The following is a 16,289-nucleotide window of genomic DNA, read 5'->3' on the forward strand; positions in this document are numbered from 1 at the left end:
CTCACATCTCCAGGGCGACGGGCTGCGCCGTGTCTTGAACATCGGTGAAGTGCAGGCTGATGCCTTCATCGTCGCAGTAGCCGAGGCGCACGCCGTGGGTGCGTTGCTGCGCCGCGCGGCGCTCCAACAGTTGCTGACTGAGAACCGGCAGAATTTGCTCGTTGAGCAGGCTGTCGATATTGCGTGCACCGGAATCGGGCAGCAGGCAGGCGGCAACCAGCGCGCCAGTCAGGGCGTCTTCAATCTGGCACTCCAGGCCGTAATGGCGCTCCAGGCGCTTGGCGACCTGGGCCAGTTTGATCGCCACGATGCGCTTGAGTGCATCGGCTTGCAGCGGGCGATAGATCAGGGTTTGAAAGCGTGCCAGCAACGCAGGTTGGAAGTGTTCACGCAGGATGGGACGCAGCAATTCCTGCAGCACGCTGTCCGGTGCATCCGGTTGTTCCTGCACACAGGTTTGCAGCAGGTCGCTGCCGAGGTTGGAGGTCATGAGAATGACGGTGTTGCGAAAGTCGATCTCGCGCCCTTCACCATCGCGCATAAAGCCGCGATCGAAGACTTGGTAGAACAGATTCAGTACGTCGCGATGGGCCTTTTCCACCTCGTCGAGCAGCACGACGCTGTAAGGCCGTTGGCGCACGGCTTCAGTGAGCACACCGCCCTGGCCGTAACCGACGTAGCCGGGTGGCGAGCCTTTGAGTTGGCTGACGGTGTGGGCTTCCTGGTACTCGGAAAAGTTGAGGGTGATCAGCGATTTTTCGCCACCGAACAGGCTGTCGGCCAGGGCCAGGGCGGTTTCGGTCTTGCCCACGCCGCTGGTGCCGACCAACAGGAACACGCCCAGCGGCGCCTTGTCATCGGTGAGGCCTGTCTTGGCCGCCCGCAGGCGCTGGGCCATGGCGCTCAGGGCCGGCGCCTGCCCGATGACACGCTCGCCTAGCTGCTGCTCCAGCATCAGCAGATTGGCCTGTTCGTCCTTGAGCAAGCTGCCCAGTGGCACCCCGGTCCAATCGGCAATGACTTCAGCCACGCTACGCGCGTCGACATCCAGCGACAGCAGGGGTTGATTGCCCTGGACATCGCTCAACTGCCGTTGCAATTGCGCGCAGGTTTCCCGCTGCAGCGGCTGCGTTTGACGCGCATCAATCAGTTGCTGGGTCAGGTCGAGTTCTTGCCGATACTGCTGCTCCAGAGCGATGTATTGGCGTTGCAGCTCGGCGTGTTGTGCGGCGATCACCGCCAGGCGCTCATCGGCACCATACCCGCCAAGACGCTGATCCTGTTCCAGGGCTTGGCCCTCCAACTGCAGGGCCACTTGCTGGGCACTCAGGCGGATCAACGCCTGCGGTTCGCAGTCCAGGCTCATACGCACGCGGGCGCTGGCGGTGTCCAGCAGGTCGACGGCTTTGTCCGGCAGTTGGCGACCGGTCAGGTAGCGCCGCGACAGGCTGACCGCAGCCTGCACGGCCGCATCCTGAATGTGCACGCCATGGTGGGTGGCGTAGCGCCCTTTGAGGCCGCGCAACATCAGTCCGGCGCTGGCATCGTCCGGCTCATCGACCTTGACCATCTGGAAGCGCCTTTCCAAGGCCGCGTCGCGCTCGAAATACTGCTTGTACTCGCTCCAGGTGGTCGCAGCGATGGTGCGCAACTCACCTCGGGCCAAGGCGGGCTTGAGCAGGTTGGCTGCGTCGGCACCGCCAGCCTGGTTGCCGGCACCGATCAGGGTGTGGGCTTCGTCAATGAACAACAGCACCGGTTGCTCGGACTGTTGCACGGCGTCGATCACGTTTTTCAGACGTTGTTCAAACTCGCCTTTGACACCTGCGCCCGCTTGCAATAACCCCAGGTCAAGGGTGCGCACACTGACCGATTTGAGACTGTCCGGCACCGTGCCATGGGCGATGCTCAACGCCAGGCCTTCAACCAATGCCGTTTTGCCAACGCCCGGCTCGCCCACCAGGAGTGGATTATTCTTGCGGCGACGACTGAGAATATCAACGACCTGGCGAATTTCGTCGTCACGGCCGAACACCGGGTCGATCTGCCCTTGCGCTGCCTTGGCAGTGAGGTCATGGGTGAACCTGTCCAGCACCGCCTGCAACGCCTCAACTTTTTTCGTTGCGCTGGGTGAGAGTATGACGGGCTCACCTGAAGACGTTGCGGGGCTGTCCGACGCGGCTGAAGCCTGCACCTCGGGCCGTTCCTCGGACGATTGATCCAACAGCACCAAAAGGCGCTGCAACTGAGCCTCACTGAGGCTGAGCAAAGGCCAGGCGGCTTCACACACCAGCAAGCTGGGTGTCTCCATTAACGCGCTCAGCAGGTGGACAGAGCGCAGGCTGTCGTTGTTGTCGTCCAGCGAGGCCCGCAACCAGGCGTTCTTGATCAATTGCTGCAACGGCTCCGACAGCTGCGGCTTGCTCTGTACGCTTCGTGGCAGACGGTCGATATGCTCCAGCAACCCGTACCACAGCGTCTCCATATTCCACTCGTAACGACGCGCGATCACGGCCAGGTCACCGTCTCCCTGCCCCAGCAACTTGAGCAGCCAGTGTTCAATGGTGATCTGTGCATGCGCACGGTTTTGGCACAGCGAGGCCGCTGCACTCAATGCCTGGGCGCAGTAAGGGTTGAGGCGGCGAAGCAAGCGAGTGGAATTGGGTGCCATACGGTTACATCCTTGTTCGGTGATCTGGGTGTGTCGTCGATAAAACCAGCCAGGGTTCTGCAACTCGATGTGTTTGGCTGAACGCCCGCGAGCAGACGCTCAACCCAGCACACCGGCAGCCAGCAGGCGAAAGCACGCCTGCGGCTCCGTGCTTGTCACGCGCTTTGGCGTTCGTTCCACGAATCGGAGTGGATGATGTTGCCGTCCTTGTAGGTCCAGGTGACCTTCTCGTAACGCAACTCGACCTGCTCCAGGTGGTTGTGCTTCTCTTTGGCTGGGTCTTTGACGTCGTGCATTTTCGGCGCGACTTTCACCACCTTGACGTTTTCCAGTTTGGTGATGAAATACTCGACTTCTTCCCCGGCGTCGTCGATGCGATACCACTTGAACTCAGCACTCTTGAGGGTTTGCCCGGTGGTCACCGCCTTGTAAAGGTAAGGGCTGGACGAATCGATTTCCTTGGAAAACAGAAACGGGGTGTGTACGCGCGTCCCGGTCAACTTGCCGGTGTTGTTGTCGGTGGGGATGTACAGGCTGTGGTCCTGGGCAACCACTTCGATGCTGCCTTCGCGCTTTTGCACGTCCACCGAACCTTTGATGCTTGCGCCGCCGTCGTCTTGCAGCCAGAGGTAAACGGGAATTGCCATGTGAAGCTCCTTTTCTTGGAAATTTAACTGTCGCGGGAAGCGACAGGGGGTTGCCTGTCCGGCTCCGCGGTAGAGAGCACACACGCCCCTGCCTCCGGTACCAGACGGATATCTACGCGGCGATTGGCTGCACGCCCCGCTTCGGTGTCGTTACTGGCGATCGGCTGGCTGGCGCCGAAGCCCTGCACCGCAAAACAGCTGTCGGGCATGCCGCCCATCCGCTGCATCCAGGCATGCACGGCGGCGGCGCGGGCGTGAGATAGCCGAAGGTTGTTATGCGAGTCGCCGGTAGCGTCGGTATGCCCGGCGATCACGATCAGCCAGCCTGGCTGCGCCTTGATGCCGACCAGCGCATTGATCAGGACTTTGGTCGAATCCGGCTTGAGCTGGGCACTGCCGGTCGCGAATAGCGACAGGCTGTCCAGCCGTACGGGGTTGGCAATTTGCGTGGGCGGTGTGGCCGACGGCGGCTCAACATGCGCGGCCAGCACTGCCAGCAGCGGCGCGCGCAGGCGTTCGCCGCGGTACAGGCCCAGGCCGAATGCCAGGGGTACGCCGTGCCGGTAGTAGGCGTCCAGGCGCTGGGCGTCCTGACGAAGAACGGTCACGGCGTCGTCACGCCAAAGAAACTCGCGCTGGCTACGTTGAGTCGGCTGAGGGACGGCCGCGTAACGCCGCAGGTCGTCACTGACCTGGCGTACCAACAAGGTGTTCTGCCACGCTGAGCTTGCGAGTGCCACGGCACCGGCAAGGGCGAATAGCCACAGTGCCGCGACGCTTGCCCGCTGCACAGGAGCGCGCAGCGGGCCGAGCGGGAGCAGGTTGAGTAGAGGATCCGGGAAAGGCAAAACCGCATCCTTCGATGCCGATCGGCTGTCAGCCAGCGCTACTCTGCTGCGCAACCATTGCTGCCACAGATTGCCCTCCACGGCGCTGGGCAAAGCCGGTACCAGCCTGACCGCACAAACCGACGCCACCCCTGGAGCACGGCGAGTGGCAAGGTACGGCAGCACCGCGTCGTGCAACCAGGCCACGACATTGTTCAGTTGTACACCTGCGTGCATCCGCGCCGACTGTACGGACGAGTCTGCGGTGTGCTGCTGCCACTCATCCAAGCTGACACACGCACCCGCATCCCGCACAAGAACGTCAGACTGGCCATTGACCCAACTGAACCAAGGATCCTCGCCCTGCAAGGTTTGCACGTAGCTCACCAGCAATAACGGCAGGGCAATGCCGCGCTTACGTACCAGGGTCAATTGGTGGCTGAGGGCCCGCACCTGGCCGGCGAGTACAGCACCATCACTATGCGCACCGGGGTTAACGGTGAACATAACACTGAGTTGCGCGCGCCAGCTTGGACGTAGCGCCAAGAGTCCATCGGTGACGGCTACCAGTTGTTCCAGACTGGGAACACGGATATAGCAACCTTGTTCGGTTACGCGCAGGGCCATCTGTTCGGCGGGAGCCCCGCTGAACAGTCCATCCAGGCCATCACCGCAGACCAGCACGACAGGATGACGAAATGCTGCCGCAGGCAGGACCCTGTTATCGGCCAATGAAACCAATCCACGGTATTGAAGGGCACGACGCCCCAACAGCATCCAGGCCCACACAACGAAACCCACGGTAATCATCACACCCGACGCCCGCGCCCACATGCCGAGTGGAATAATGGCCAGCAACACGAAGGTCAGAGCGCCCGCCCACAGGCAAAGAACTCGATGCAGGTTCACGGTCATCTCGCCTTCACCCCTGATCCGGCAAGAGCGAGGCAACAGCGTCGCTCAACAGATGATCCAATCCCCACCAAATGGCCGTAAGTGTCATCCCCACGGCCACTACATGGACCAGAGGTGAGCGCAGCCAAGCCAGGCCTGCGATCAGCTCACTGCCGTTCGCCTGCGTCATCAGGCTTTGACTGACCCGAAGTGGCGTAATCCGTGCACTGAGGTCAACCAGTAACTGTTCCCGCTCTGGATCACTCAGATCACGGTAGCGCCCACGAAACCCCAACATGAGTACGCGTTGAAAGGCCGTCAGCACATGCCGATCGGGCGCAGGCTCGCGCAAGACGTCGCGCATGTTTTCGTACAGAAACTCGCCCGCCTGATGGCGATTGAAAAACTTGGTCTGCAACGGTTCGCTGGCCCAAAAGGCGTGCACGTCATCTTTGGCGCAAGTGAGTACGGTTTCATCGAGCAACGCGCACTGCGCATGGCTGATGTGATCGATGTTGCGCTGGCTCAGGCCCGCCACTTTCAACTGCTGCCGAACGTGTTCAACCTGCTTAACACACAGCTGAGACAGGTCCTGGCTGCGCGGCACGGAGGCGCCCTGGCGCAACTCAACCACCAGCAGGTAGGTGTCCTGCAACAGCGCATCAATATCCACGGCCATTGCGGTACGTTCCTTGGAGGCAGTCAGGTTCATGAGCGCAGCACCGCAAACAGTTCAAGCTTCACATCGGCCAAGGTGCTTGGCACATAGAACGCGCATACCCCTTCGTCCAGCACCGCCTGCCCTTTGGAATGATCGAGGTCCAGCGCGAAATACTGGTTTTCCAGACGCAACGGAATCGCAGCCGGCACATGGCTGAGGGATTGCAGTGGAACGCCGTCGAGTGCGGCGTTGACCAGGTAATTGACCTCGTCGGGCGTGCCGATCTTGCACAGGCGTGGAAACTGGTCCTGCAACTGCGCGGCGGGCAATCGGCAACGCACCGACAGATAGAAATCAGCACCCTCACGCTCGCGCAGGCGAGGGTCGTTCAATGTGACCTGCCAACGATTGGCACCCTGCTCTTCCAGCTCCAAGGCAAGCACCCGCGACGGCAGGCTGGCTTCCAGCAGCAGCGAAATGGTGTGCATCAGTGGTGGGAACACCGCCTCCAAAGACTCGTGCCGGTAGGCTGGAATCTTGTCGAGATCGTGCTCCAATGAGAACGTCAGCAGACTGCCGGCCAGCTTTATCAGCTGCTGATAGACCTGCTCGGGGGGTCGTGCGGGAAACGCCTGAAGGTCCGCCAAGACAGGCTGGTAGGTATTCAAGGCATTGAGCAACCAGAACAGCGACACATCGGCCACGGCAAAATCGGCCATACGTTGATTGCTTTCGCGGCGCATGCCCATCAGCCGTTGCCGCTTGGCCGACAGTTGCGTCAACAGGTTGTCCAACTGGTTCAACAACCCGGCATGGGCAGCGAAGCTCAGCAGCGGCGGCACATAGGCCGGGTCGAGGCTCCAGGCGCCCTGCCCGTCACGCACCAGTCGCGCGATCGGGCAGGTCATGTAATCAGCATTGTCATCGCGCTGCAGACGCAGGCTCAGTGCATGTTCCATCACACCGATTGTCTGAACTTCATCCGCATAGGTGTCTTGTACCTCGCGCCACGACTGGCGAAAGCGCAGCGGTCGATCAACTCTGCCGCCCTCAAACAGGCAGTTGTTGCCATTGGCCTGCTCCAGCGGCAAGGCCAAGTGCAACAACGCGTGCTGATCGTCGTCAGCCAGTAGCTGTGCCAGCTCCAAGGCCGGAGGCAGGTGGTCTGCCTGCTCAGTGTCGATCCAGGTGCCATCCGGCATTCGCGCACGCAGTTGGGTCGCCTTGAGCTTACCCAGCCGCAAAGCCTGCGGGTCAAACTCAACGACCTGGACCCCCCAAGGATGAACCAAGGTCAGACGGGAGAGCTGCTCGTTGGCCCAAGCCTCCCAGCGCGCCTGCTGCTGGAATTGCTGCGGGCACAGCAGCGCCCCGGCAGCCCATAGAGGGCGATCGATCTTCATGGCATCGTTTCCCTACGACTGAGTCAGGCTTTGGCCTTGGGCATCTGCGAAACCAACGACAGGTTCACGTCCATACCCTCGACCTGGAAGTGCGGCACGGCGTACAACTTGACTCGGAAGAATCCCGGGTTGTCCTCGATATCTTCCACTGTGACCTTCGCATCCCGTAGAGGGTGTGAGGCCTGCAAGTCATCGCCGGGGTCGGTCATCTCTGTTACCAGCCCACCGATCCATTTGTTCAGTTCAAGCTCCAGCAAACGACGGTCCTTGGTCGTGCCGATATTTTCGCGCTGGATCAATTTCAGATAATGGGCGATGCGTGAGAGCAGGAAAATGTAGGGCAGGCGGGCGTTGATTCGACTGTTGGCCGTGGCGTCGGCCGTATCGTACAGCGCAGGCTTTTGCGCAGAGTTGGCCGAGAAGAAGCACGCATAGTCACGATTCTTGTAGTACGAAAGCGGAATAAAACCGAGATTGGCAAATTCAAACTCACGCGTTTCCGGGATCATCACTTCAGAAGGGATCTTGACCTGGCTGCCGGTGCCCAAGTCGTACAAGTGGATTGGCAACTCAGTGACGGCACCGCCGGACTGTGGCCCACGAATCTGTACGCACCAGCCATTGCTGATGAAACTTTTGACCATGTTGGCGGCAAACGCAAACGACGCATTGGTCCACAGGTACTTGTCGTGATCCGGCCCCTTGACGCTTTCAATGTAATTGAAACTGCGCACGGGAGCGGTATCAGGCCCATAGGGCAGTCGCCCCAGAACGCGCGGCATGGTCAGCCCGATGTAACGTGCATCATCGCTGTCGCGGAAAGCCTTCCACTTGATGTATTCGGCACGGTCAAAGTAGTTGCCGATGTCCTTGATCGCGGCGACCTCTTCCATCGACGCCTTGCCAAAGAAGGCCGGGCCCACGGAACCCACGAACGGCATATGCGCGGCAGCGGCGACCTTTGAGATGTTACGCAGCAGGGAAATGTCCTGCGGGCTGCGGTCAAATTCGTAGCTGGAAATGGCCGCGGCAATCGGCTCGCCACCCGGAGTATCGTATTCCTGAGTATAGGTATGCAGATACAAGCCACTCTGGGCGACTTCCGGGGCATCCTCGAAATCCTGCACCAAGTGATCCTTGCTGACGTCCAACAGCTCTATACGAACATTTTGACGGAAATCCGTTTGATCAATCAGCGATTTAACGCCGCGCCAAGTTGACTCGACGCGCTGAAAGTCCGGGTGATGCATGACGGCATCAAGTTGCCGACTGATTTGCATGTCCAACGAAGCGATATGCACATCCAGTAGAACCTTATCCAAACGTTCGACTTTTTGTGAAGATTGCTTGAGCAACTGTAAGAATACACTGACGGCTGCCGTTACTCGCTCATCGACCGACACCTCAGACAGCGCCTCGGAGCGCTGAAAAACTTCAATACCCCCCAACGTGGTGACGGGGCTCAAGTTGATTTTGTTAAACAGATCACCATAAACGCCAGCAGACCCTTCAGACAATACTGTGGCGCCGCGCGATTGCACGCTAGAGTTCTCTACGGACATAATTTAACTTCCCTTTAAAACAACCGATATGAATTAACGTTCGTCTTTGGGTGCCAAAGCAGTCAACTCAACGCGCAGCTCCTCGCTGAGTGCGTCATCCTTGAGGATCCGCTCCAGCTCATGACGAAAAGTCACGTTGTCCAATAGGTTCGACTTAAGATCACGCAACAGGTTACGCATGGCCAGCAAGGCGCGCAGCTGTGGGATCTGACGGGCCACCTGCTCGGGTTCGAAGTCCTTTATGCTCTGAAACTTCAGCTCGACAGAGGTGTCGGATGCGTCATCAGCCAACGTATTATCAACGGCGAACTTGAGACTAGGTGAGAACTCGCCCAAGACGCTGTCAAAGTTATTTTTATTGATGTCTATCTTGCCTCGCTCAGAGAGCGGGCGCTGCTCCTTGCCATTGCTGTAGTCGCCCATCACCATCAGCTTGAGCGGTAATTCAACTTTCTTCTGAGCACCACCGGTATGCAGATCAAGTTTGATATTAACTCGTGCCTTGGGCACCTCATTCTGAAAACTGTTTGTAGCCATAACCCCTTCCTCCAGACACTTTTTCAACAGCTGATGCTGGTGCGAAAACTTAGACTGGAACCCATACCTTTAGCTGGCGAGCACGAGCGCCACCAACTGCAGCACATAATTCCCTTTCAAAGGTCATAAGCGCTTACAAGTGTTGCGCCTAGTTCCTTCATTTCAAGAATGAAGTATTTCAAGGATTTATTACTAGCCCCCACATAGCCGAAGAGAACTTTCGACAGAAAAACAAGGCAAATTCCTACATACCTTCTTGTCGCACCAAGCTTAAGCGATGTCAAAAACAGCACTGTCCTCCCCATTTGAAGGTAATGAGCACTAGCTGCGCACTCGGAAGGCACGGCCCCTAACGATCCGGAACGATTCCTCAATCTGCGCGCTGTAGCCGATTTCTGTCATCCCCACGAACACTCTGCCGTGGGTTCCATCTCGATTCTTTCCGAGTGATTGTGGGGCCAACCACAGGCTCCTAGACTCGGCCGCCGTAGGGCAAATCTCTGTTCCCTCATGATTCTTTATAGGCGGCACGTCGCACACCACCCTGTCGCCGCCACTCGCAAGGAGCCACACCCGTGACCAGAACCTCAACCGCCCTTTTACTGCTTGCAATGACCAGCCTGCTGGCAGGCTGCGCCACGAATCCCAACGTTCTGCAGATACACAAAGTCACCGCCGAAACGATCGGCCTGGCCTCCACGGATGAACTGACCATGGGTCCGGTAACCAAGGGCAAGGAAGACTTCCTGGGCGGCGCTGAACTGACATTCAAAGCCACGACGGCGAAGGGACGCGTATTCAACTGCTCGACATTCATGACGCCGGGCATCCTGCTTGAGCCACCAACGTATTCGCGACTGACGTGTACGAAGTAAGCCCGCCATCCGGTGCGGGCAATGCGCGCACCGGCTATCCGCACCGATACAGGCATGAAGGGTTTCAATCGCAATCCGCATCCGGCTGGTTGAGAAACACCAGCACGCCCAAAATGGCTGCATAGAATTTGAATGCTGCGTTCTGACCATTCCATTCCTGGGATTGCCACATCAAAAACCACTCGCCGCCAATCACCATAAAGCCGAAGAACCACACCAACAGGCCCGTGGTTAGGCCCGCAACGGCGAAGGCCTTGGCATGGTTGAATTGCTGAGCGCAGTTGCGCCGGGCGCACCACAACATCAGCCCGCCAACAGCCAGCAACAGGGCCGTCAGCGCCTCGCCTGCAATGATCGCCCAATAGGCACCGTGCCATAACCACGGGGCGTTGATCGCGCGCGACATGGCAGCGTTGCCAGGGAAGGTGGTGTCCATGCTCAGTACGTGCCGGACGAAGTTGAAATTTGAGGCGTAGTCCGTGAGGTTATTGAACGCTGCCAGCGCGGCGAAGACCGCCAACATCGCGACCAGGACCAACTTTGCATAACGCGTGACCATGCTGATTCCCTGAAAATGCCTGAGACGCTCAGCACGTTACACCTGCATCGGCCCGCAGCATCCGCCAGGTGTCTATTGATGATGTAGGAATCCGCTGAATCGACTGTGGACGAAATAGGTGGGGAGCGAGAGACAGCTCAAGGCAGGCGATGCCTTTGTCAGCGTGCTCGATGTTTTGACAAGCCCACTCCCTCCCACCGGCAACCTGATGATTGATGCCAGTTGGCAGATTCTTCACTCAATCGTGCCTCTATTCAGTCGCTCTTGAAGGATCGCTCCTACACCTTTGCCAAGCACTTCCGACGGCCCCTTCTGAAAAACCCAACAGTCACGAAAAATGACGAGCCCATTTCCCCGATAAACGTTATGTATTTAGCTGTTCTGGGCAAGCCGCCCATGCCTCCATTCACCTCATGAAGGGCTAGGATCATGCTAAATACTTCGTTTATTTCCTCACTGCGTAGCGCCGTCGGCACATCCCTGCGCGCCCGCCAACTCAACCGAGAGGAAGAGCGCTTGATCCGCTACTACCGTTTATTGTCGGAGCAGGATCGTGAAGCGGTGCGCTGTCTGATGTTTGCGGTCAAGGAAGCCAGCCGGTCCGAACACCCTAAGCAGTAGTAGGTGACCTATGTGACCGCGATCTCGTCGCCGAAACAGTTTGCCCTGCTAGAGCACGAAGCCCCATCGCCGTGGAGGATCCGCGTATCCCATGCCCACCTTCGTCCTCCTCAAGCCACGATTCCCTTCGGCGGCCTGACGTTCTCCCGCTGCACAGACGCGCTGATCCGACAGGATCTGCTCGACTCGCTGCCCTATGTGCGCCGGCACATCTGCGGCGATTGGGGCAATGTGCGCTCAGAGCATCGACGCAACAACGAAGCGGCTTTGGAACTCGGCGGCTACCTGCTGTCGAACTGCGCCTTCAGTGAGGACTTTGCCCTCTGTATCTCCACTGAAGCGGACCGGAACCTTACTGCGGTGTTCCTGCTGGATGAGTAACGACCACCGGCCATAAACCGGCGTGTGCCTGAAGCGGCTTGACGGACCTCCACTACCAAGCATTCGACCACACTGCCCGCATGTTCGCTGGCGTCGTCGGCAACGTCCCAGGCGGTCAAAGCCTTCAAGACCGCGGTGCGTCAACCGCGCATTGGCCGCGTCATACCTTCATCCCAGGGGCGCCTACCCTTGCGGTTGGGGAGCCCCGCTGTTGCAAGGAGACCACCCTGTCATTGTTCTTCAAAGGCAGCGATCTGAAGCCGGCGTTGGCAGAGACTATCGCCAATCAATGTCCCATCATTCTGGTCAAGGACCCAGGCGTCTACTGGCTCGCCGAGCGGGGCGATCTTGCACTCGGCCAATAATGCGCGCAGATGCACGCTGAAATATTCCGCGCTGACGGCCCGAAGCGTCATCGATCGCCGCCCTGTAGTCGCTTCATTTCCTTGCTGATTGGCCATCCCACATCTGGATGGCTTCAGGATGCGCATCGGGGCCGATTCATGTCTGGTGGCGTTGTGGTTCAACGACAACTTTTCCAGGCGCTGTGCTGGGGATATTACCGAGCGCACGATGCAAGAGCACTCCGCGGCTGCACGCCGTCACATGGTTGGATTGACGTGGGGTTCCTGGTGATGGGTACGGACTACTTTATTTGCGGTGTAATACCGACGTTATTTACCCGTAGGCCGGGCATGCCGAATGGTGAATTCGGAGATAGGCAGGGTGGGCTGCGCACCCGATGCTCGTCTGGCGACCCGAGAGGATCCAGCAACAATACGAATTTGAGTCTTTCCGGAAAAAGTACTCAAAAAGGTACTCAAACATAGCGGATCTCTTTGGAGTCCAGTGGTTATGCGCAGAAACGAAAAAAGACGCCTAAGCGTCTATTTCGTGGATCCCAGCGTCGAGTGGACATCTGTGGATCAAATTTTTGAGCGGGAAACGAGACTCGAACTCGCGACCCCGACCTTGGCAAGGTCGTGCTCTACCAACTGAGCTATTCCCGCTTGGTGATGCGCATTCTATAGAATCCTCGGCAGCCGTCAACCCCTTGATTCAAAAAAGTTTTATTTCTTTTCAACGGTGGTGCGCAGGTGAGGCCAGGCGGCGCGCAGGTATTGGAGCATGGACCAGAGTGTCAGGCCCGCAGCGATGAGCAGCAAGGCGTAGCCGGTCAGGACCCAGAACGAGAAATCCGACGGGTTGGCCAGCAGTATGACCAGCGCAAGCATTTGCGCAGCGGTTTTCCATTTGCCCATGTTGGAGACGGCGACATGGGCGCGGGCGCCGATTTCGGCCATCCATTCGCGCAGGGCCGAGACGACGATTTCGCGGCCGATGATGACGGCGGCCGGCAGGGTCAGCCACAGGTTGCCGTGCTCCTGCACCAACAACACCAGGGCCACGGCGACCATGAGTTTGTCGGCCACAGGGTCGAGGAACGCGCCGAAGGGCGTGCTCTGTTCCAGGCGGCGGGCCAGGTAGCCGTCGAGCCAGTCGGTGGCGGCTGCAAAGGCGAATACCGAACTGGACGCGACGTAGCTCCATTCATAGGGCAAATAGAACAACAAAATGAAGATCGGGATAAGCAGGACGCGTAGAACGGTGATCAGATTAGGGATATTCATCGGCACAACTGGCTACGAGGTGAGAAGGCATTCTATTCGCTGTGCAGATTGGCATAAATCAATTCAGCGAGCTTTTTACTGATACCGGGTGCTTTGGCTATTTCGTCAATGCTGGCACGGGAGAGCTCCTGCAAGCCACCAAAATGTTTAAGCAAGTCGCGACGGCGCGTCGGGCCGACCCCCGCAACGCCTTCCAGGGTTGAGGTTCGGCGGGTTTTGCCGCGACGCGCCCGGTGACCGGTAATCGCGAAGCGGTGGGCTTCATCGCGGATCTGTTGAATCAGGTGCAGTGCCGGGGAGTCGCCCTTCAAGGTGAACTCATGGGCGGCATCATTCAAGTACAACGTCTCGAAACCGGCCTTGCGCGTGGCGCCCTTGGCCACGCCAAGCAGGATCAGGTCGGGCACGGCCAGTTCGTTGAGGACGTCGCGGGCCATGGATAACTGGCCCTTGCCACCGTCCACCAAGAGGATATCGGGCAACTTGCCCTCCCCGTCCTTCAACTTGCTGAAGCGCCGCGTGAGCGCCTGATGCATGGCGGCATAGTCATCGCCGGCGGTGACGCCTTCGATGTTGTAGCGCCGGTAGTCAGCCTTGATCGGGCCTTCAGGGCCGAACACCACGCAAGAGGCCACGGTGGCCTCACCGCTGGAGTGGCTGATGTCGTAACACTCCAGGCGCTGCGGTGGCTCGTCCAGGTTGAGCACCTCGGCCAGGGATTCGAAGCGTGCGGCAACGTGCTGTCGATTGGCCAGGCGTGCGCCCAGGGCCTGTTCGGCGTTGGTCACGGCCAGTTGCTGCCAACGGGCCCGGGTACCGCGAACGCGGTGGCTGATGTCCAGCTCGCGACCGCGCAGTTCGTGGATCGCCTCGATCAGGGTGGGGAAATCTTCGTGGACCACGTTGACGATAAGCTCCGACGGCAGGTCGCGCTCGGGACTGCTCACATAGTATTGGCCGAGGAATGCCGCCATGACCTCGGAGACGTCTTCGTCGATCCCGGTCTGCGGGAAAAAATTCTTGCTGCCCAGCACTCGGCCGCCACGCACGCTGATCAGGTGCACACAGGCACCTCCCGGGTTCACGAACGCCGCGATCACGTCGACGTCGCCGGTGCCGCCTTCCATGCTTTGCTGGTCCTGGACGCGGCGCAGCAAGGAGATCTGGTCGCGCAGTTCGGCGGCCTTCTCGAAATCCAGGGTACTGGCGGCCAGCTCCATGGCCCCGGACAGCTCATCGGTGAGCGCGTTACTGCGCCCTTCGAGAAACATCACCGAGTGACGCACGTCCTCGGCGTACTCGGCAGGCTCAACCAGCCCCACGCAGGGCGCCTTGCAGCGCTTGATCTGGTACTGCAGGCATGGCCGTGTACGGTTTTTGTAAAAGCTGTCCTCGCATTGGCGCACAAAAAACGTCTTCTGCAGCAGGCTCAGGCTCTCACGAATGGCACCCGCGCTGGGGTAAGGCCCGAAATACTTGCCCTTCTGCTTCTTCGCGCCACGGTGAATGCTCAGCCGCGGGAAGTCGCCGTCCGATAAAAACACGTAGGGATAGGATTTATCGTCACGCAGCAGGATGTTATACGGAGGCCGCCATTCCTTGATCAACGTCTGTTCAAGCAGCAGCGCTTCGGTTTCATTGGCGGTGATGGTGGTTTCGACCTGGGCGATGCGCGCGACCAGGGCGGCGGTTTTCGGCGCGAGACCGGTCTTGCGAAAGTAACTCGCCAGACGGTTTTTCAGGTTCTTGGCCTTGCCCACGTACAGCAGGCGCGCCTCGCTGTCGAACATGCGGTACACGCCAGGGCGGCCACTGCAGGTCGAGAGGAAGGCACTTGGATCAAACGGTGTGGTCATGTCAGGCGCTGGCGTCCACCATGCCGTGACGCACCGCGAGCAGGGTCAATTCAACATCACTGCTGATGGCGAGTTTCTCGAAGATGCGATAGCGGTAGGTGTTAACGGTCTTGGGCGACAAGCACAGTTTGTCGGAAATCGACTGCACCTTCTGGCAACCGACGATCATCAAGGCAATCTGAATTTCCCGCTCCGATAGCGCGTCGAACGGCGAATCGCTGGTGGGCTGGAAGGACTTGATCGCCAACTGCTGGGCAATCTGCGGGCTGATGTAGCGCTGCCCGGCAAATACCAGGCGAATGGCTTGCACCATCTCTGCAAGGCCGGCGCCTTTGGTGAGGTAACCGGCCGCCCCCGCCTGCAAGAGGCGTGTAGGGAACGGGTCTTCCTCGCACACGGTCACCACCACAACCTTGATATCCGGATGGCTGCGCAATAATTTGGTCGTGGCGCCAAGACCGCCGATACCCGGCATCTTGACGTCCATCAGCACCACATCGGGTTTCAACTCCCGGGCCTTGATCAGAGACTCCTCGCCCGACTCGGCCTGGCCGACTACTTGCAGGCCATCGATGTCAGCCAGCATTCGTGTAATGCCTGTACGAACGAGATCATGGTCATCGACTACTAGCACCCTAATCAAGCAGACACCTCGCGATATGGTCTTTATAGGTTGCTGAACACCTTAGCAAAAAACCGGGTCGCAGACCTAGCCGCTGGCATCATATATATATGGAGCTTGACCGTTCGGCACGCGCCCACTGGCGGCTGGACGGCCGGATTTGCTGGTTGAAAGGTCAGGAATCCTGCGGATGCGGCTTGATTTTTCCATTCCGGGAAAGGGAATACTCGGCCAAGGTCGACGTCAGGCGGCGGATTGCATCCTGATCCTCCTTGAACATCGCCCGGTAATCAATCAGGACTTTTTCTTCAAGCTGGCTCAGGTTTTCCAGCTGAATCGGTGTGGCAGTCCCGGTCAACACGTACAGGATATCCACGCCTCTCTGTGCCACACGAGACAAGTAGTCAGCCTTGGGCGCACGCCCACCACTCTCGTATTTACCCTGTGCGTTGGCTTCAACCCCTCCGATTTCACCAAAAAATTTTTGCGACAGGTCCAGTCGCTCTCTCTTGCCTTAAACGCGAACCGATTCCACTCATTTG

General features: G+C 58.8%; 15 protein-coding genes, 1 tRNA gene and 1 pseudogene. 3 read left to right on the top strand and 14 right to left on the bottom strand.

Going from position 1 to position 16,289, the window contains the following annotated elements:
- Position 1: 1 nt before the first annotated feature.
- From tssH to tssB, 7 genes are all read right to left on the bottom strand, one after another.
- Complete coding sequence (gene tssH, locus BFQ04_RS19920) at positions 2-2,671, bottom strand: type VI secretion system ATPase TssH (RefSeq protein WP_065952231.1); 2,670 nt, start codon at positions 2,669-2,671, stop codon at positions 2-4.
- 155 nt (positions 2,672-2,826) lie between these two features.
- Positions 2,827-3,318 (bottom strand): Hcp family type VI secretion system effector, encoded by a 492-nt coding sequence (locus BFQ04_RS19925; protein WP_065952232.1) that lies wholly within the window; start codon positions 3,316-3,318, stop codon positions 2,827-2,829.
- A gap of 23 nt (positions 3,319-3,341) precedes the next feature.
- Positions 3,342-5,060, bottom strand: a complete 1,719-nt coding sequence (locus BFQ04_RS19930) for an OmpA family protein (protein ID WP_065952233.1) — start codon at positions 5,058-5,060, stop codon at positions 3,342-3,344.
- 7 nt (positions 5,061-5,067) lie between these two features.
- Positions 5,068-5,751 carry a type VI secretion system protein TssL, short form gene (gene tssL, locus BFQ04_RS19935; protein ID WP_065952234.1) on the bottom strand — a complete coding sequence of 228 codons (684 nt, stop codon included), beginning with the start codon at positions 5,749-5,751 and terminating at the stop codon, positions 5,068-5,070.
- Complete coding sequence (gene tssK / locus BFQ04_RS19940) at positions 5,748-7,103, bottom strand: type VI secretion system baseplate subunit TssK (protein ID WP_065952235.1); 1,356 nt, start codon at positions 7,101-7,103, stop codon at positions 5,748-5,750. Before tssK ends, tssL begins: the two co-directional genes overlap by 4 nt.
- A 23-nt stretch (positions 7,104-7,126) precedes the next feature.
- Positions 7,127-8,665, bottom strand: a complete 1,539-nt coding sequence (gene tssC / locus BFQ04_RS19945) for a type VI secretion system contractile sheath large subunit (RefSeq protein ID WP_065952236.1) — start codon at positions 8,663-8,665, stop codon at positions 7,127-7,129.
- A 33-nt stretch (positions 8,666-8,698) separates the two neighbouring features.
- Complete coding sequence (gene tssB, locus BFQ04_RS19950; RefSeq protein ID WP_065952237.1) at positions 8,699-9,202, bottom strand: type VI secretion system contractile sheath small subunit; 504 nt, start codon at positions 9,200-9,202, stop codon at positions 8,699-8,701.
- A 575-nt stretch (positions 9,203-9,777) separates the two neighbouring features.
- Here tssB and BFQ04_RS19955 point away from each other — a divergent pair.
- A complete protein-coding gene (locus tag BFQ04_RS19955) occupies positions 9,778-10,077 on the top strand; it encodes a hypothetical protein (protein WP_232790586.1) in 300 nt (99 codons plus the stop codon).
- Between the two features lie 64 nt (positions 10,078-10,141).
- Here BFQ04_RS19955 and BFQ04_RS19960 read toward each other — a convergent pair whose 3' ends face one another.
- Entirely contained in the window at positions 10,142-10,636 is a 495-nt protein-coding gene (locus tag BFQ04_RS19960) for a DUF2165 family protein (protein ID WP_065952239.1), read from the bottom strand.
- A 429-nt stretch (positions 10,637-11,065) separates the two neighbouring features.
- Between BFQ04_RS19960 and BFQ04_RS19965 the strand changes: the two genes are divergently transcribed.
- Together BFQ04_RS19965 and BFQ04_RS19970 are read left to right on the top strand one after the other, a co-directional pair.
- A complete protein-coding gene (locus BFQ04_RS19965; RefSeq protein ID WP_065952240.1) occupies positions 11,066-11,257 on the top strand; it encodes a hypothetical protein in 192 nt (63 codons plus the stop codon).
- A gap of 3 nt (positions 11,258-11,260) precedes the next feature.
- Positions 11,261-11,638: a hypothetical protein gene (locus BFQ04_RS19970; RefSeq protein WP_083218022.1), complete on the top strand. Its 378-nt coding sequence runs from the start codon at positions 11,261-11,263 to the stop codon at positions 11,636-11,638.
- A gap of 230 nt (positions 11,639-11,868) precedes the next feature.
- Here the strand turns inward: BFQ04_RS19970 and BFQ04_RS30235 are convergent, their stop codons facing one another.
- From BFQ04_RS30235 to BFQ04_RS20000, 6 genes and pseudogenes are all read right to left on the bottom strand, one after another.
- On the bottom strand, positions 11,869-12,165 hold the full coding sequence (locus BFQ04_RS30235) for a hypothetical protein (protein WP_175413302.1): 297 nt from the start codon (positions 12,163-12,165) through the stop codon (positions 11,869-11,871).
- 410 nt (positions 12,166-12,575) lie between these two features.
- Positions 12,576-12,648: transfer RNA gene (locus BFQ04_RS19980), tRNA-Gly, on the bottom strand.
- A gap of 60 nt (positions 12,649-12,708) precedes the next feature.
- Complete coding sequence (gene pgsA, locus BFQ04_RS19985; protein WP_034119069.1) at positions 12,709-13,269, bottom strand: CDP-diacylglycerol--glycerol-3-phosphate 3-phosphatidyltransferase; 561 nt, start codon at positions 13,267-13,269, stop codon at positions 12,709-12,711.
- Positions 13,270-13,301: 32 nt separating this feature from the next.
- On the bottom strand, positions 13,302-15,125 hold the full coding sequence (gene uvrC / locus BFQ04_RS19990; protein WP_065952242.1) for an excinuclease ABC subunit UvrC: 1,824 nt from the start codon (positions 15,123-15,125) through the stop codon (positions 13,302-13,304).
- Between the two features lies 1 nt (position 15,126).
- Entirely contained in the window at positions 15,127-15,768 is a 642-nt protein-coding gene (gene uvrY, locus BFQ04_RS19995; RefSeq protein ID WP_017530522.1) for a response regulator transcription factor GacA, read from the bottom strand.
- A 154-nt stretch (positions 15,769-15,922) separates the two neighbouring features.
- Positions 15,923-16,286 (bottom strand): annotated as a pseudogene (locus BFQ04_RS20000) (helix-turn-helix domain-containing protein).
- Between the last annotated feature and the right edge of the window lie 3 nt (positions 16,287-16,289).

Origin of the sequence: Pseudomonas sp. 37 R 15, from assembly GCF_900004865.1 — a bacterium.
Classification (GTDB): domain Bacteria; phylum Pseudomonadota; class Gammaproteobacteria; order Pseudomonadales; family Pseudomonadaceae; genus Aquipseudomonas; species Aquipseudomonas fluorescens_AM.

Excerpts from the sequence above, each read along its gene's own strand:
- tssH (WP_065952231.1), bottom strand. The coding sequence starts at position 2,671 with ATGGCACCCAATTCCACTCGCTTGCTTCGCCGCCTCAACCCTTACTGC.
- BFQ04_RS19925 (WP_065952232.1), bottom strand. The coding sequence starts at position 3,318 with ATGGCAATTCCCGTTTACCTCTGGCTGCAAGACGACGGCGGCGCAAGC.
- BFQ04_RS19930 (WP_065952233.1), bottom strand. The coding sequence starts at position 5,060 with ATGACCGTGAACCTGCATCGAGTTCTTTGCCTGTGGGCGGGCGCTCTG.
- tssL (WP_065952234.1), bottom strand. The coding sequence starts at position 5,751 with ATGAACCTGACTGCCTCCAAGGAACGTACCGCAATGGCCGTGGATATT.
- tssK (WP_065952235.1), bottom strand. The coding sequence starts at position 7,103 with ATGAAGATCGATCGCCCTCTATGGGCTGCCGGGGCGCTGCTGTGCCCG.
- tssC (WP_065952236.1), bottom strand. The coding sequence starts at position 8,665 with ATGTCCGTAGAGAACTCTAGCGTGCAATCGCGCGGCGCCACAGTATTG.
- tssB (WP_065952237.1), bottom strand. The coding sequence starts at position 9,202 with ATGGCTACAAACAGTTTTCAGAATGAGGTGCCCAAGGCACGAGTTAAT.
- BFQ04_RS19960 (WP_065952239.1), bottom strand. The coding sequence starts at position 10,636 with ATGGTCACGCGTTATGCAAAGTTGGTCCTGGTCGCGATGTTGGCGGTC.
- BFQ04_RS19965 (WP_065952240.1), top strand. The coding sequence starts at position 11,066 with ATGCTAAATACTTCGTTTATTTCCTCACTGCGTAGCGCCGTCGGCACA.
- pgsA (WP_034119069.1), bottom strand. The coding sequence starts at position 13,269 with ATGAATATCCCTAATCTGATCACCGTTCTACGCGTCCTGCTTATCCCG.
- uvrC (WP_065952242.1), bottom strand. The coding sequence starts at position 15,125 with ATGACCACACCGTTTGATCCAAGTGCCTTCCTCTCGACCTGCAGTGGC.